The organism is Mariniflexile fucanivorans, assembly GCF_004341235.1.
Lineage (GTDB): Bacteria > Bacteroidota > Bacteroidia > Flavobacteriales > Flavobacteriaceae > Mariniflexile > Mariniflexile fucanivorans.
The window spans coordinates 434,712-452,059 of sequence record NZ_SLUP01000002.1 but is presented as its reverse complement, the minus strand read 5'-3'; the positions used below and the strand labels follow the sequence as shown (position 1 = coordinate 452,059).

Genomic DNA, 17,348 nt, shown 5'->3' with positions numbered 1-17,348 from the left:
CCCATTGACAAAGGTTTTAAGTACCTGTTTGTCAATGGGTTTGCCTTGTAGCGAGAGGGGGGCACGATCCCCCGACCTCCGGGTTATGAATTGAGAGCGTTGTATCTCGTTTTAATACAAATACCTTTAAAATCAATAATTTAAAGCGCTTTCAATATTCTATGATGTTAAATGATGGCGTTTGATATCATATAATGTTTTAGCTATGTTTTAGCAGAGCTTTAATTTCAAGAATTGTACATTGATTTAAAATCGACCAGTTATGTCTTCCGTATCTCCTTTTTTGGTCAAAAGACCGAATTCAAAAAATCTGCATCCTATATCGATAAGGATCATTAAAGATAGAAAACCTTCATATCTTTATTTGGGGCAGGCAATTAAATTGAATCAATGGGATTCTAAAAATGGTCGTGTAAAAAATTCCCATCCAGATTATTTAGAAATCAATCAACTTATTATTAGTAAATTATCCAAAGCGAATAAAAGTTTGTTAAACGCTGAAATAAAAGAAGAACACCTTTCTTCAAAAAAGATAAAGAAACAAATGGTTTCAAATAATGAAAGTGATTTTTTTAAAGTTGCGAAAGCTTATTTGAAAAATATTGAAAACAGGAAGAAATTTCACCAATTGGATATTGAAACTAGGCGAGTGGAAGTTTTTAAAGAATTTCTTAAAAAGGATAAACTGTTTTTTACTGAAATAAATATTGAATTAATTATGGAATTTGAGAACTTTTTGCTCAGTAAGCGTAATCTTTCTAGACGCACAGTTATAAATTACATGATTACCATTAGAACCGTTTTTAACTTGGCAATAACAAATTGTTCAGCGGATGTCAAGTTATATCCTTTTGGAAAAGGTAAATACCCGATAAAGTTTCCTGAAACCCAAAAGATTGGTTTAAATATGGCAGAAATAACCGCTTTAGAAAATGTTGAAGATCTAACAAAAGCCCAAGAATACGCCTTGTCTGCATGGTTATTAAGTTTTTATTTTGCAGGAATTCGAGTAAGTGATGTGCTCCAATTAAAATGGAAAGATTTTATAGATGACCGTTTATATTATAGAATGGACAAAAACAGTAAACTAGTATCTTTAAAAGTACCTGATAAAGTTTTTAAAATTTTAAATAAATTGGAAAGAAATGATGATTCAGTATTTTTATTTAAGGAGTTGGAAGGGGTGGATATTAATGATAATAGATTTTTACGAACCAGAATAAAAACTGCAACAAGGAATTTTAATAGAAGGTTGGAGCTAATTGCGGAAAAGGCCGGCATAGACAAGAAAATGAGTATGCATATTGCACGTCATAGTTTCGGGAATATTTCTGGCGACAAAATTCCTATTCAAATGTTACAGAGGTTATACAGACATTCTTCGGTTACAACCACCATAATGTATCAATCCAATTTTCTTCAAAAGGATACCGATGAAGCACTTGATAAGGTTATTAATTTTTAGCTTAAAATCATAGAAAAGTTGTTTTTTTATGAAGGTATCAGGTACAAATGCCGACCTTCTTTTCAATTTAAACTACACATAACAATTGTACATCTTTCACCCAAATTTATATGATAGCAAAGGCGTAACAGGATGGGACGGATGATGAGAACATTAAAACCGGATAATTTGAACCAGATCATTTACGGCTTTAAACAAATAAAATACAATGAGATATTGATAATTTAACTTTGTTCACTTTTTTCTGCCGAGGGTGGTATTGTCTTGCCGTTTTTTGCATCCTTGATGCTAACGGCTGAATATTGTTTCATTATTTCTTTAATTTTAAGCAAATATGTCGGGTTAATATGCAGTACAAGTGCATATTAAAAAATAGATGAAAAAACTGATGTTTATTTGGTTCTTATCAAGAAAAGTTCATTACTTTTATTTTCCCTTAAAGAATTAAAAATAGCTCAATATTTAATCGTTTTTTATTAATGTCAACGAATAGGCACGCTCAAATCCGTTATACAATTCTAGACAGATGCTTTAGTAATTTTAGCAGAGAATTTGTATATGAAGATTTACTTGAAGAGGTTAATAATAAATTATATGATTTAGGGACAGAAGGTATACAATTGCGGCAATTACAATATGATATTGCGCATATGAAATCTAATGAAGGATACAACATCGAACTTGATGAGAACCTTAAACTCTTAAAGAAGCGCATTTTTAGATATAAAGACCGAAATTTTTCTTTAGCAAATCATCCCTTAAACCAAAACGATTCCGAACAATTAGAGACTACATTGGCTATTCTATCCAGATACAAATATAGAGAAGAATTTAACTGGTTGGAAGAGTTAATCCCTAGAATGGAATTAGCATTTAATTTGGTTAAAAGTGGAGATAATGGAGCGATAAGTTATCAGGAAAATCAAGATTTAAAAGGACGTGAATTTATTGGAATACTTTTTAATCAGATTATAAAAAGACATGTTATTGAGATTGAATATCAGCCCTACAATAAAGACGCCGAAGTGTTGCATGTACACCCGTATCATTTAAAACAACATAATAATAGATGGTTTTTGTTTTGTTATAATGAAAAGTATAAAGATTTATCTAATTATCCTTTAGATCGAATTAATAGTTTACGGGAAACCTCAAATAGTTTTCAAGAATCATCCATAAATTGGATTGATTATTTCGATGATATAATTGGCGTAACAAAGCCCGTTGGAGGTATGTTGGAAATAGTGAAACTTAAATTTTTGGAGAAACGAATTAATTACGTGTTAACCAAGCCATTACACGGTACGCAGAAGTTAGATAAGTCAGATAAATCAGGATTAACAGTACAAATAGAAGTGATGCCCAATCCAGAGTTATACCAACTAATATTGTCCTTTGGTGAAGATGTTGAAGTGGTTTCGCCAGTTGAAGTTAGAAGTGAATTAAAAGAAAAAATACGTTTAATGAATGAAATTTATTAGTATGCAGATGCATTGCATGCTTTAGTTTGATGTTTGTATCGAACTTTAAAATTAAATAATGATGAATACGCAAATCACCTGTCCAAAATGTAATGAATTAATTGATGTTAACGATATTTTGACACATCAATTGGAAGATGCTATTCGTAAAGAATTTCTAGCCAAAGAAGTTGCTTCTAAAAAAGCTTTGAAAGCAAAGGAGGTTCAATTTGTTCAAGAAAAAGAGGCTTTTGAAGCGAAAAAGAAACAGGATGTTGCTCATTTTCAGGAGGTGCTAAATAAAAAGTTGAAGGAAAGTCTTATTGCTGAAGAAGCAAAAATGAAATTAAAGCTGCAAGAAGAAAATTCAGAACAGTTTGATATACTTAATAAAGAGTTGAATGAGAAATCTGAAAAACTTAAAGAACTTAACAAGAGTAAGGCTGAAATTGAAAAATTGAAGCGAGAAAAAGATGAGTTAAAAGATAGTTTGTCTGCTCAGTTACAAGCAGAGCTTAATCTTACCTTATCTCAAGAGAAGGAAAAAATTAAGAAAGCATCAGATGAGGCTAATGAATTAAAAATAAAAGAGTTTGAGAAAAAGTTAGCCGATCAGAAAAAACTCATGGAAGAGATGCAACGTAAACATGAGCAGGGGTCTATGCAATTGCAAGGGGAGGTGCAAGAGTTAGCTATGGAGGAATGGCTGGCACAAAACTTTCCTTTAGATGTAATAGATGAAGTTAAAAAAGGAGCCAATGGAGCTGACTGTCTTCAAATAGTTAACACCAGAGAACAACAAAACTGTGGTAAAATCTATTATGAAAGTAAGCGTACTAAAGCTTTCCAGTCAGCATGGATTGAAAAGTTTAAAAATGATATTAGAGAAAAGAAAGCCCATATTGGAGTTTTGGTTACAGAGGTCATGCCTTCGGATATGGAGCGCATGGGAATGAGAGATGGCATCTGGATTTGCACTTATGAAGAATTTAAGGGTTTAAGTGCTGTTTTGCGTCAATCGGTGATTCAAATAAGCAATGCCATCGTATCCCAAGAGAATCGAGGGGACAAAATGGCCATGTTGTATGATTTTCTAACTAGCAATGAGTTTAAGCTTCAAATTGAAGGCATTGTAGAAGGATTTACGCAAATGCAAAACGATCTCAATTCTGAAAAAAATTCAATGAAACGTATATGGACTCAAAGAGAAAAACAAATTGAAAAGGTAATTAATAATACAGTCGGTATGTATGGCTCTATAAAAGGCATAGCTGGAAACGCGGTTCAATCCATCAAAGCTTTGGAGTTGGAAACTGAAGACCAAATATTAATTCAGTAAATAAACAAGATTTGACTAACGAATTAAAAAAATATAGTACGGGATTTACAAGTGGTGCACTTCTGTATAAAGAAGCGCCATTTGTAATCAATGCTATTGATGATATTAAAGAGTTTTTGTTAGGAAATGAAGAACTTAAACAAGAGTTTTTACCTCATAATGCAGAAGCTTCAAGAAAGCGTATTAAGCAAGAGTTAGAAAAAAGACTTCGAGCTTTAAATGATAGTAGTTTCATTGAATTATTTGCAATTTCTGATGAGTCCAATAAAAAACTAATTCTGTTTTATGCAGCTTGTAAGTTATATGATTTATTAGCGGATTTTATGTTAGAAGTTGTTTTATATAAATGGAATAATATTGATCTTGATTTGGATTCTGATGACTTCCAGAATTTTATTTATAAAAAAATGGGTAAGCATAATGAACTAATGGATATTACGGAAAACACTAGAAATAAATTGAGTCAAGTTGCTATAAAAATGTTAAAACAATTGGGTTTGATTCAAAAAGGGCAATTAAAAAAAATGGATTTTGATGAATCCATATTAAAAGCCATAATAAAAAATGGAGACACTTGGTTTTTAAAAGCCATATTTCTTAAAGATCACGAATTAAAACAACTTTGATAAGAAATGAATAGCGCAGATAAAATTTATGACTTAATGAGTGACAAGGGCTTTCAGGAGCCTAGGACTGGGAATTTATTTTTTCCGGCTTACATCTATACCTATAAGCCTGAACTAGAATATGAGATTAGAGATCAAATAGTTCAATTAACAAACAAGCTTAAGAGGCCTAATCATTATTTAGATTGTTTGGTTATAAATATTTATGAAGAACTGATAAATTATTTAAAGGCTGATTCTTTTTCTGGATCAACCATATTCGATTCAATATTAGAAAAAGAGAAAGAAGATTACGAAGATGCTCTTAATTGGGTTTTAGATGAGGTTGATAATGGTTTTTACGAGTATTTCGAGGAAAAAATAAAAGATCACTTCAAAGAAAAAAATGAGAAGCGTGTGTTTTTGATTATTTATGGATTTGGTACTGCTTTTCCATATTTGAGAGCTTCAGATTTTTTAAAGAAAACAGAAAAATTAATTAAGGAATTTAAGGTGATTGTGTTTTATCCAGGAACCTATGAAAATTCCAATTATAGCATGTTCAATGAATTAAACGACGATAATTTGTACAGAGCTAATCATTTAAACAACCAATTAGGAGAATAATATAAAATAGCATCACTATGAGTATTGAAAAGTTATACGATAAAGATATTACCAGAAGAATTAATCCTGCGGTTGTGGTTAGTGAAATGGAGGAGTATTACATTGATCAGGAGATTAATGAATACGAGTTTACACCAGGTATTACTAAAAATGTATATAAGTTTTTAAATGCCGTTGCAACTAAAAAAGAAGGTAAAACAGGTGTTTGGATTAGTGGTTATTATGGAAGTGGTAAATCTCATTTTATCAAATACTTATTCTATTGCTTAAATCACAAATTTAATGATCAAGCAATACAACGATTTGAAGATTCTATAAAGCGATTGGATCCATTAGATGAACCAAGCCCATCTCAAATAACGAGTTTAAAAACATCTTTAAAGAAATTACAGATTGATGAAATCATGTTTAATATCGATGCGGTAGCGGATAATAAAGATGAAAAGGAAAGAATAACTCGAGTGCTATATAAAAAATTGAATGAGCATAGAGGTTATAACAATACCAACATTGCTTTAGCATTATATCTTGAAAAACCATTAGATGAAAAAGGTCAATTTCAGGCGTTTAAGGATAAAATTAAATCGTCGTTTAATGAAAATTGGGACGGCAATCAAATACGTTTTACAAGAATGTATTTAGACAAAGTTATTGAAATTGCTAAAGAGTTTGATACAGACATTGATAAAGAGTCAATTAAAGCTAGTATTCAAGATAAAAACCAAGATTATACTATTGAGGCTTTTATAAAAGAAATTAAAGAGTTCCTTGCAACAAAGGATGATAATTATAGATTATTATTTCTATTAGATGAGGTGTCTCAATATATAGGCTCAAATACAGCGCTATTACTCAATTTACAAACAATCGTAGAGGAAATTGGATCTCAAATTGGCACACAAGTTTGGATGGTATGTACAGCCCAACAAGATTTATCTAACTTAATCAACAATACCGATAATAAGGGTGAAGATTTCGGGAAAATATTAGGGCGTTTTGAAACCATGATTTCATTAGAAAGTCAGGATGCAGCTTATATTACAAAAAGAAGAATCTTGTCAAAAAAGTCAGAGGGTATAGGTCAGTTAAACGATTACTACAAAGATTTTAAAGGTGCTATTGAAAACCAATTTGTGTTTGATCATGACCTGTATGAGAATTATTCCAATAAAGAAGATTTCTTTCTAACCTATCCGTTTGTGCCCTATCAATTCCGTTTGGTGTCAGATGTATTTGAATCCTTTAGTAATGTCGGTTATGTGGGTGAAGGCGTGAAAAATACCGAACGTGCCATTTTAGGAATCACTCATTTTACGGCTAACTTATGTAAAGATGAAAACATTGGATATTTTGTGCCATTTGATCTATTTTTTAATGAGCAATTAGAAAAGAACCTTACGCATCACGCCAGAGGGATATTAGATAAAGCGTACAACATTGATGATGTTAAAAATGATCCGTTTGCACGTCGTGTAGTCAATGTGTTATTTATGGTTTCTAATTTAGGGGATATTCAAAGCGTAAATTTCCCTTCAACCATTGAAAACATTTCGTTGTTGATTATGGATGCGGTGGATACACCAAAATTAGAAATGCAGAAAAAAGTAGAAGCTGTATTAAACGTTTTGGTCTCTAAAAATATAATTCAAATTTCAGAAGGAAAGTATCGTTTCTTAAAAGAGGACGAAATTGAAGTTGCTCAACTTATAAAAAATTCACCTATAACCAATGAAGATCGTTTAACGTATCTCTATGATGATGTGATTCAAAAAGTGGTGAAACCAAACCCAAGTGTGCCTTTGGGTAATAGGAATTTTAAGATAGCTCTTAACATAGATGATAAAGAAGTTAGCTCTAGAGGCGATTTTAACCTAAGGTTTTCAATTTATGATGGCACTGATTTGGATCAATTAGCACACGCTACTGCTTCTCAAGATATGATTATTGGTATACATGATTGGTTTAAGAATGATAAGGATTTGGCTGCAAAAGTATCCGATTATGTGAGAACCCAAAAATACATTAGTCGAAATTTTTCGGCTGCTACAGGGTCAAGAGCAGAAACCTTAGTCAATTTTAGAGAAACGAATAAACTATTGTTAGGCGAAATAAAATTGCGCTTCGAAAAAAAGTTTATGGATACCGCTTTTATCTCAAGTAATCAAGTTATTCAAGCCAATGAAATAACGGGTAGTACGCCTGCTCTTAGATTTGAGGAAATGGTCAAGTACCATATGCAGGCAGTTTATAGAAAAAATTCATTAGCAAATGCTTATGCCTCTTCAAATAGTGAATTACTCGCACATGCAAAAATAAGACAAACAAAAACCTCTACAGAATTAACTCCGGCAGAGGATGAAGTAAACAATAAATTAAGCCTAAGTGGTGAAGGTCCTGTAGTTGGAGATATTGTTAAGCAATTTGAAAAAGCACCTTATGGCTGGAAAGATATATCAACTTTAGATGTATTGTTGCAACTTGCTAAAAAGGGTTATAGACGTTTCGAATGGCGTAACGAGGAAATTACGCTTGAACTCTATGCAGATAAAGTACTAAACTCCCGAGAAAGAGATGCAGTAACGATTCATAAGGAAAAGGAGCACTCGAAAGATGAGGTTATTAAGTTTATCAAAACTGTAAACGATGAGATTTTTGCCGAAACCATGGTGCCTTCAAGTACCACAGATTTTAAGGAAGCCGTTTCTTCATTTAAAAGTAAGTTAGAGCCTCAGCTTACCACTCTAAATCGTATGAAAGAGGAATATGAAGTCTATCCTTTTGCTATACATCTTAAAAAATATCATAAATCTTTAGGTGAGTTGTATAATGAGAGAAATCTAGAAAAAGTAGTTGAACAGGTTATAGCTCAAAAAGAAAACCTTAAAGAATCCAGAGACACATTCAAATATATTGAGGAATTTATTGATTATAATTTTAAGTCGTATGAAAAACTGGTTGGTTTTATTGCAGATAACAAAAACAACTTATCAGCTTTAGATGAAACTGCTCAAGTGGTGGCAGATCAATTAAAAGACTTCGTTAAAAACGATCAAGAGCCGTGGGATAAGTTACCCCAAATGAAAAAAGGCTATAAAGAATTATACGATGCTATCAATGAAAAAATTAAATTTCTAAAAACTGATGTTATCCAAACTTATGAAGCTATTTTTAGTGAAATCCTTTTAAAGAAAAATGAGTTAGGTATAACAGAAGCCAATTTAACAGCAGATGCCGACCATGTATTAAATAAAATACATAAGGAACATGAAATATCGCAACTAGAAATTTACCAATTAAAAGCCTCCGATTTCAGATCTGAAAATTTTAAAAAACTTATAGACTTTAAAGCCAAAGCAGAAGCCAAAAAATCCGGTAAAGAATACACCACTAGTATCGATGTGTCATTGGCTGCAGAAATGCCACCAACAACCATTGAGACACCAGAACAGTTGGACGAATACATTACCAAATTAAGAGAACGCTTAATGGTAAAATTAGCTAAAAACAAAAAAATATATTTAAGCTAACATGAACACAAACAACATAAAATCTTTTGCCAAAGAAGCGCGCTTATTATTGCTTGATGGTATTTTACAACGCTTAAAATATTGGGGTTTTCAAAAAGATGGTACAAATACAGAAAGCTTACAAACTACCCAAGGAGGTTATATTTTTAGAGCCAATCCATATACAGATATTTCTGTGCCACCTAAATGGAATAAATTAAAGGCAAAACTTAAAAATAAACAAGACGTTAAGGATGTAGTAGAAGAAGCAGCTTATACATGGTTTAACCGTTTAATGGCTATAAAAATCTTGGAAGCCAATGGCTACATTCCAAAACAATTAGGGTATACAGAAGGCTCTCGTACACCACTAATTGTGCAAAATGCTAAACGCGGCGAGCATAACATTACCAAGCCTGCTGAAAAAGAACTTTTAATTGAATTTCTAAAGGAGGATAAAGACGAAGAGGCATTTGCATTACTTATCACCAACTTATGTCATACCAATACACTTTTGCATGATATTTTTGGACGAATAGATGATTATACCGAAATCCTATTCCCGCAAAATGTATTAAAAATTGATGGACTTTTAGACCTAATTAATAGCGATGCTATTATTGACGAAGATTTTAAAGAAGTAGAACTCATTGGTTGGTTGTATCAATTTTATATTTCCGATAAAAAAGATGAAGTTTTTAAAGGGTTTAAAAAGAATATAAAAGCAAGAGCAGAAGACATTCCTGCAGCTACCCAAATTTTTACACCCAAATGGATTGTAAAATATATGGTAGAAAACACGGTGGGGAAAATCTACCTAGATTTCGAACCAGATTCCGACTTGCGAGATCAAATGAAATATTTGGTACAAAACGAATCTGACAACGTCATTGCGAGTGAAGCGAAGCAATCTCTCATCAAAGACCTCACACAACTCACCCTAATAGACCCAGCATCCGGTTCCGGACATATCCTAGTTACAGGCTTCGAGCTACTATTTAAAATGTACAGAGAAGCAGGCTACAATGCAGAAAAGTCTGTGCAAAACATATTGCAGCATAACTTATATGGCCTAGATATAGATGATCGTGCCATGCAATTGGCTCGTTTTGCAGTCTTACTAAAAGCGGCACAATACGATGCATCAATTTTAGAAGACTCTATTATGCCGCATATTTACAGTTTCCCAGAAGATACTTTGGGCAACTTGTTTACGCAAACCTATTATAGCAAGAGCCAAAGCAATTGGCACGATTTGTTAGGTATGAAATTGGCAGAACCTATTAGCATAGAATGGGAAGAAACTAAAAAGGGCAAAAGCAAAACTAAAAAAGTAACCTTTAAAAAAGGGGAGGTATTAAACGAAGCCATAATTGATTTATTAGAATTACATTGTGATGAAGCAATCTCGACTGATTATTCCCAAGAGCTAGAATTATTTTGGGGCGACTTTGAAAAACCACACAATTATAGCGAGTTCTTTTATGCCATTAACCTATTACGCCAAGGTAAAAATTTAGGCTCTGCTATTAAACTAAACATCAGTACAGAAGTTTATACACATATTAAAGAACAGTACCATAACTGGTTATTAAAAGAAAGCGTTGCAGAACTTACTATTGAAGAAACCAGTATCTTTAACATATTAAAACCCTTTTTAGACGTGTTTTTGGTATTGGCAAACCAGTATAAGGCTGTAGTAGCAAACCCACCATACATGGGGCAAAAGAGTATGAATACAGAGTTGAAGAACTATGTAAACAAACACTATCCTGAAACTAAGAGTGATTTAATGACTATTTTTATGGAGGTCATTCCAAATTTAACTGCAGATGATTCAAGATTTGCACTTATAAATTTACCTTCTTGGTTGTTTTTGTCCTCTTTTGAAATAATAAGAACACGCTATATCTCACAATATACTTTTGATAGTCTTTTACATATGGGAAGAGGTATATTTGGAATCGATTTTGGCTCGGTAGCATTTGCCATGAAAAAGACTGCGAGTAATAATGCAGTTGGTAGCTACTTTAGGCTACACGAACGCAATTTTCAACATATTTTATATGAAGATATAGAGAAACTCTTTTTATACAGCAATGGACAAGCAGATTATAAATACAATTTCAATCAATATAGAGGTGATGATGGAATTACCATAATACCTGAAGAAGGCACTGAAACTGGGCAAAAACTGGTATACCCAAACATCCCACAAACCAAATTCGCTAAAATCCCCGGAAGTCCAATTTCATACTGGGTGAGTGAGAATATTAGAAATATAATCAGTGATAATAGTCTCAAAGATAGTTTTGAAATTGGTAGTGGTTTATCAACTTCAGATAATACAAGATTTTTAAGATTTCATTGGGAAGTATCATTAGATTCTATTGCTAAAAAAAAGCCATTCGATAAATCTAAAAAATGGTACTTGTTTCAAAAAGGAGGAGATTATAGGAAATGGTATGGAAATCTTGAATATGTGGTGAATTGGAAAAATGATGGTGAAGAAATCAAGCATTGGGTTACAAATAATCCGAAAGATCCCAAAACAACTCATTGGTCTAGGAGAGTTTTTAATACTCATTTGTACTTCAAATCTGGAATTTCATGGTCTGTAATTTCTGCTGGTAAGATATCGTTTAGATTCATTGAAGATATTTCTATGATTTCAAATGCCGCAGGTGGTGTGTTTGGTTTCGAAAATGAAAAAGAATTGAATCATTTACTTTATTCTTTGAACTCTAAATTAAGTGTACATATTTTTTCTATCTTAAATCCTACGGTTAATTATAGTGCTGGTATTATTCAGAAGGCACCATATTTAAATAAGTCAATTTATAAAGATTTTAGTTTTATAGAAATTTCAAAAAAAGATTGGGATTCCCGAGAAACTTCTTGGGATTTTAAACAATCGCCTTTAGTAAATGGGGGCAACACTTTAAAACAAGCCTACCAGAACTGGCAAGATCGTGTTACTCAAGACTTTTTTCAATTGCACGCCAATGAGGAAGAACTCAACCGTATTTTTATAGACATTTATGGTTTGCTTGATGAGCTTACACCTGAAGTCTCTTTAAAAGATATTACCATTTTACAAGAAGAATTGAGTGGTAAAGACCTTGAGGCTTTAGAGCCTACCTTTAGAAAAAAAGGTGCAGCCGCTATTAGTTTGCCTATTAATAAAACAGAGGTGTTAAGCCAATTTATAAGTTATGCTATAGGTGTCTTTTTAGGGCGTTACCGTTTAGACAAACCGGGGCTTAACATTGCGCACCCAAACCCAACAGAACAAGAGTTAGCATCGTACGCCATCATTGCGAAGAATGAAGCAATCTCAAGAACCTTAACCATAGATGATGATGGCATTGTCCCATTGATGGGAGAGGATTGTGCCTTCCCAGATGATGTGTTAGTGCGTACCGAAGATTTATTATTAACTATTTGGGGCGAAAATGCTTTAACTGAGAATATCAACTTTTTACGTGAGGCTCTAGGTATGGACTTACACAAATGGCTCACAGAAAAATTTTGGGGTTATCATACCAGCATGTATAAAAAGAAACCTATTTATTGGTTGTTTAGCAGCAATGTAAAAAAGCCACAAAACGCCGCTTTTAAAGTATTAGTGTATATGCATCGCATGGATAAATATACAGTACAGCAAATACAACGCAACTATTTGTACCCACACCAAGAATTCATTAAAAGCGAGATAGATAAACTCGCTCAAGAAGAAGATAGCCTAAACAGAGAACAACAAAAACGTTTAGAATTGTTACGCGACTGGGAGTTAGAATGTCGCGATTATAACGAGGTACTAAAAACACTAGCCAACCAACAAATAGAAATTGATCTAGATGATGGTGTAGATGTTAATTATGCAAAATTTGAAGGGGCAGTGGCCAAGATTTAATTAAAATAAAAAATGAGTTACCATAGTAAAACTATAAAACAAGCGGTTGAAGACATTGAGTTTGAAAAAGCCTTTTTACCAGCTATACAGCGCAAATTTGTTTGGCCAAAGCATAAAATAGAATATTTGTTCGATTCTTTAATGCGCAATTTCCCGATTGGTTCTTTCCTGTTTTGGGAATTAAAATCAGAAAAAGCATATGAGTATGTGTTCTATAATTTTTTAAAAAAATACGATGAGCGCAAACCTAATAACGAACGTAAATCTGGTAATTTTTTACATCCTGAAATCATTGGCGTTTTAGATGGACAACAACGCTTAAGTTCTATGTATTTAGGCTTACAAGGCACACACAGAGAACGTTTAAAATATCACAGAAGCCTACAAGATTATGCCTACCCAGAAACTGCCTTGTATTTAAATTTGTTAACGCTTCCCTATTACATCACTGAAGAGAACGATATAGATATTAAACAAGAAATAGACTTTGAGTTTAAGTTTTTAACACAAGAAGAAGCAAAACAAATAAGTAGTAAAAATGAAGAAGGAGTTTGGAAAAAAAGTTTTTGGTTTAAAGTAGGTAATGTACTGCGTTGGAGCGATGATCCAGAAATAGATGAAATCTACGAAGCGTTAAAAGGAGAATGTTCAGATGAAAGTCAAACCAATGCGTTTAATACCAAAAAGAGATTTATTAAAAAAGGGCTGCGCGATTTACACAAGCGTGTTTGTGAAGAACAATTAATAAACTACTTTAAAGTAACTAAAGATGATTTGGATGATATATTGAAAATCTTTATTCGTGTGAATAGTGGTGGTACCATACTTTCTAAAACAGATTTGCTGTTTTCAACCATTGTTGCCACTTGGGAAGATGGACGTGATGAGATTGAAGCATTTTTAAAAGACCTCAATTCAAAAGGCGATGGCTTTTGGTTTAATAACGATTTTTTAATGCGTAGCTGTTTGGTCTTATCAGACCTTCCAGTATTGTTTAAAGTCAATTCCTTTAAATCTAAAAATGTTCAATTAGTAAAGGATAATTGGGATAAAATAAAATCGGCGCTTATCAAAACAGTAGACCTTTTGGAGTCTTTTGGTTTTAATGGCTCAGTATTAACATCCCAAAATGCTGTCATAGTTATTGCTTATCATTTTATGAAAGGTGGTGATAGTAGTGAAACTTCCAAACAAGCTATTAAAAAGTATTTATTATATGCCTTGCTAAAAAATGTATATGGTGGTCAAGGAGACCAGGTGATTTCAAGTTTCCGCAATGCTTTAAGAAAAGAATTAGTAAATGAGGAGACTAAAGAAAAGACATATCAATTAAAACAAAATACATTTCCGATTAATGAGTTTTTAACTTTAAAATTACCGGCAAACAAAACGCTTAAAATTTCAGAAGAAGATATTGAAGATTATATGGGTTATAAAAAAGGAGCAAACTCCTTTTTAGTATTGTCTTTATTGTATCCGAATTTAAGATTTAACCAAGTACATTTTCATCAAGATCATATTCATCCAGATTCCAGATTTAGAAATGCAAAATTGAGAGATTATGGCATTGTTGAAGAGAAATGGGAAGATTGGCAACATATAAAGGATACCATTCCTAATCTTCAATTAATGGAAGGCAGGGAAAATTCAGCTAAAAACGCTACTCATTTTAAAGATTGGTTTGAAGGAGATGACTCTAATGGCAGAAAGAATGTTGCGGATTCTATAAAATTTTCTAAAGATAATTTCATTCCTAATACAGAATTTGATTTTATTAATTTCGAGTTGTTTTATGAGAAAAGAAAAGAATTAATGAAATCGGAATTATTGAAGGTGTTAAATTTAGAAATAGAACAAGTACAGCAATAGAATGATTGTAGAAAAAATACAGAACATATTAAAACAGCAAAAACGCAACATCATTTTTTATTTTGATGAAGATGGTTCGTTTAAAGAAGAGTTAAAAGCTATTGAAGATGCTGGAATTAAAGTGGTTGAAGTTTCAAATAATTATTTTGAGTTAAAATATAAATTAGAATTTGAGTGGACAAAAGAGTTTGTGTTTTTATACCATCCGTTTGCAAAGCCTTCGCCTTCAAAAATTAAAAAGTATCCATTCTTGGGTTTACTAAAAGCCAATACAGAATTACGTTTAGATGATGCTTCAGAGTTCTTATCAGATTACAGATTAAATGAGATTCATTTACCACTTGTTAAACAGTATATCAAACAATTAAAATTAAAGAGGACTCAAAAACAATTAGCTAAAATTCTTGATCCAGATCATTTCTCTACGGATAATCTAAAACTAGGATTAATAGCGATTACTTTAAATTATCATTCTGTAACAGACAAGAATAGTTGTATGTCAAGACTATTGGAAATCGCTACAGATGAGAAAAAGTTAGATAAGACCATTAAAAACCTAAGAGAATTAGAGTTGGATGAGATGGTGTTGCTGTGGTTTAATAATTTGCTAGATACTGAGTATCGTCAGCTTAATTATGAAGCACTAATAGAAATTGTAAATAAGTTAAAATATAATGTTTTAGTTGCATTTATAAGTAAACCTGTACCATCCGATAGCTATTCAAAACTAAAATTAGAGCGTACTGCAGACATCAATAAATTACAATCTTTTTTTCAGGATTGGCAAGCTAGTCCTAATAGTAAAGGAGCTATAAATGAAGTTTTTAATACGTTGGCAAGAGATATTAATACATCAAACTTATTAGATTGGTATGGTGTAGAACAGGAATATGGTTATTATTCAGAGGAGATGTTAGATGCCATCCTTAATGGATTATACGATACTGTATTGACGCAGTATTTAGAAACTAAAGACAAAAGCATTAAGTGGAAACGATCTGATATTTTAGAAGATCGATTAAAATTACAATTCGTATTTATATACCACGTCGCATCCATATTAGAAGTTCTCAATGCATTTAAATCGTTTAAGTTTAATACACCAGAGGACTATATAGATGCCTATAAAAATGAATTATATAAAGTCGATTTGCATTATAGAAAAGCAACTTTAGCTTTCGATAGTGTGAGAGATAAACTCTTTGAATTTGAGGATAAGGCTATTCCGGTATTTAATGATATTAATGGAAAGTATGATCGGTTCTTAATTGAATTAAATACAGAGTGGCAGAAAATATTACAAGAGACAAACTTTAATTTTCACGATATTAAAGTTCCTAAACAATTTGATTTTCATAAAAACTACTTGCAAGATTTTAGTGCTAAAGTTGTGGTTATAATTTCGGATGCATTTAGATATGAATTGGGTTACGAATTGTATGATGAGCTAATGGCAGATAGTAAGAATTTGGTGGAAATTGAACCTTATTTAGCTTCCTTACCATCCTATACCAATTTAGGAATGTCTAATTTATTGCCAAATAAAGGCATAAGTGTTGAAAAAGGAGATAAAGATTTGGTGTTCAAAATTGATGGTAAATCCACAATAAGCACAAACAGAGCTAAAATATTACAAAACAGTGAACCTAAAAGTGCTTGTTTAGACTATTCACAAGCTATGAAACTTAGTCGAGATGAAGGACGGGACTTTTTTAAAGATAATAGAGTACTTTATATATATCATGATTGGATGGATTCCATTGGTGATACTAGAAGAACGGAGCACGAAACTTTTAATGTTTCTGCTAAAGCCATAGAAGACATTAAGAATCTAATCATGAAAATTTATGGTTGGAATGTCTATCATGTTTTAGTAACGTCGGACCATGGATTTCTATATAATAATACAACACTTACTGAATCAAGTAGAGAACAATTACCAAAACCTATAGGTTACAGTAGAGATCATTCACGCTTTGTTGTTGCAGATGATTTTGAAGGGGAATTGGATGGCTATGGTCTAGAAATGAAAAACACAACAAATATAGATACAGATTTAAAAATAGCGATTCCAAGAGCAATTAACAGATATAGAAAACAAGGCAATATAGGAGTACAATTTGTTCATGGTGGTGCAAGTTTACAAGAGTTATTGGTTCCTGTGGTTAAGTTTTATAAGGATACTAAAAAAGAGAAAAGTGATTTAGTAACCTTTAACCGAATAGATCAAAACGATAGAATAGCATCAGGAAGTATTAAGATTACCTTATTACAAGATCAACCAGTAGACAATGAATTGAAAAGTGCAGATGTGCTATTTGCATTATATTCCGAAAAAGGAGATTTATATTCAAAAGAAGTAGAAGTGCATTTCAATTCTACATCTGGCAACCCCAAAGAACGCATTTTCGAAATCATATTGTCATTGAATACATTAGGATCTAATGCAAGCTTTTGTTACCTCAAAGGCTTCCATAAAGATGACAAATCAAGATTAAATCCATTAGGCACAAATGATTTAATTAAAGTGAATACATTAATGGAAAAAGATGAATTTTAAT

At 32.2% G+C, this 17,348-nt stretch carries 9 protein-coding genes; all 9 read left to right on the top strand.

What is annotated here, in order from left to right; genetic code table 11:
- Window positions 1–262 precede the first annotated feature (262 nt).
- The 9 genes from EV196_RS05515 (at window position 263) to pglZ (ending at window position 17,347) form a co-directional block, all read left to right on the top strand.
- A complete protein-coding gene (locus tag EV196_RS05515) occupies window positions 263–1,465 on the top strand; it encodes a site-specific integrase (protein ID WP_132215859.1) in 1,203 nt (400 codons plus the stop codon).
- A 479-nt stretch (window positions 1,466–1,944) separates the two neighbouring features.
- Entirely contained in the window at window positions 1,945–2,946 is a 1,002-nt protein-coding gene (locus EV196_RS05510) for a helix-turn-helix transcriptional regulator (RefSeq protein ID WP_132215856.1), read from the top strand.
- A gap of 58 nt (window positions 2,947–3,004) precedes the next feature.
- Entirely contained in the window at window positions 3,005–4,264 is a 1,260-nt protein-coding gene (locus tag EV196_RS05505) for a DUF2130 domain-containing protein (protein WP_317128009.1), read from the top strand.
- A gap of 11 nt (window positions 4,265–4,275) precedes the next feature.
- Window positions 4,276–4,890 carry a BrxA family protein gene (locus tag EV196_RS05500; RefSeq protein WP_165876107.1) on the top strand — a complete coding sequence of 205 codons (615 nt, stop codon included), beginning with the start codon at window positions 4,276–4,278 and terminating at the stop codon, window positions 4,888–4,890.
- 6 nt (window positions 4,891–4,896) lie between these two features.
- Complete coding sequence (locus tag EV196_RS05495) at window positions 4,897–5,496, top strand: BREX protein BrxB domain-containing protein (RefSeq protein ID WP_132215850.1); 600 nt, start codon at window positions 4,897–4,899, stop codon at window positions 5,494–5,496.
- 17 nt (window positions 5,497–5,513) lie between these two features.
- Complete coding sequence (gene brxC, locus EV196_RS05490; protein WP_132215847.1) at window positions 5,514–9,023, top strand: BREX system P-loop protein BrxC; 3,510 nt, start codon at window positions 5,514–5,516, stop codon at window positions 9,021–9,023.
- A gap of 1 nt (window position 9,024) precedes the next feature.
- Window positions 9,025–12,918: a BREX-1 system adenine-specific DNA-methyltransferase PglX gene (pglX, locus tag EV196_RS05485; protein ID WP_132215844.1), complete on the top strand. Its 3,894-nt coding sequence runs from the start codon at window positions 9,025–9,027 to the stop codon at window positions 12,916–12,918.
- 12 nt (window positions 12,919–12,930) lie between these two features.
- A complete protein-coding gene (locus tag EV196_RS05480) occupies window positions 12,931–14,787 on the top strand; it encodes a DUF262 domain-containing protein (RefSeq protein WP_132215842.1) in 1,857 nt (618 codons plus the stop codon).
- 1 nt (window position 14,788) lies between these two features.
- The gene (pglZ, locus tag EV196_RS05475; protein ID WP_132215839.1) at window positions 14,789–17,347 is read left to right on the top strand and encodes a BREX-1 system phosphatase PglZ type A; all 2,559 of its coding nucleotides are present in this window, start codon (window positions 14,789–14,791) and stop codon (window positions 17,345–17,347) included.
- Window position 17,348 lies beyond the last annotated feature (1 nt).

What these genes read in the sequence shown, in the direction of transcription:
- EV196_RS05515 (WP_132215859.1), top strand. Translation starts at nt 263, where the DNA reads ATGTCTTCCGTATCTCCTTTTTTGGTCAAAAGACCGAATTCAAAAAAT.
- EV196_RS05510 (WP_132215856.1), top strand. Translation starts at nt 1,945, where the DNA reads ATGTCAACGAATAGGCACGCTCAAATCCGTTATACAATTCTAGACAGA.
- EV196_RS05505 (WP_317128009.1), top strand. Translation starts at nt 3,005, where the DNA reads ATGATGAATACGCAAATCACCTGTCCAAAATGTAATGAATTAATTGAT.
- EV196_RS05495 (WP_132215850.1), top strand. Translation starts at nt 4,897, where the DNA reads ATGAATAGCGCAGATAAAATTTATGACTTAATGAGTGACAAGGGCTTT.
- brxC (WP_132215847.1), top strand. Translation starts at nt 5,514, where the DNA reads ATGAGTATTGAAAAGTTATACGATAAAGATATTACCAGAAGAATTAAT.
- pglX (WP_132215844.1), top strand. Translation starts at nt 9,025, where the DNA reads ATGAACACAAACAACATAAAATCTTTTGCCAAAGAAGCGCGCTTATTA.
- EV196_RS05480 (WP_132215842.1), top strand. Translation starts at nt 12,931, where the DNA reads ATGAGTTACCATAGTAAAACTATAAAACAAGCGGTTGAAGACATTGAG.
- pglZ (WP_132215839.1), top strand. Translation starts at nt 14,789, where the DNA reads ATGATTGTAGAAAAAATACAGAACATATTAAAACAGCAAAAACGCAAC.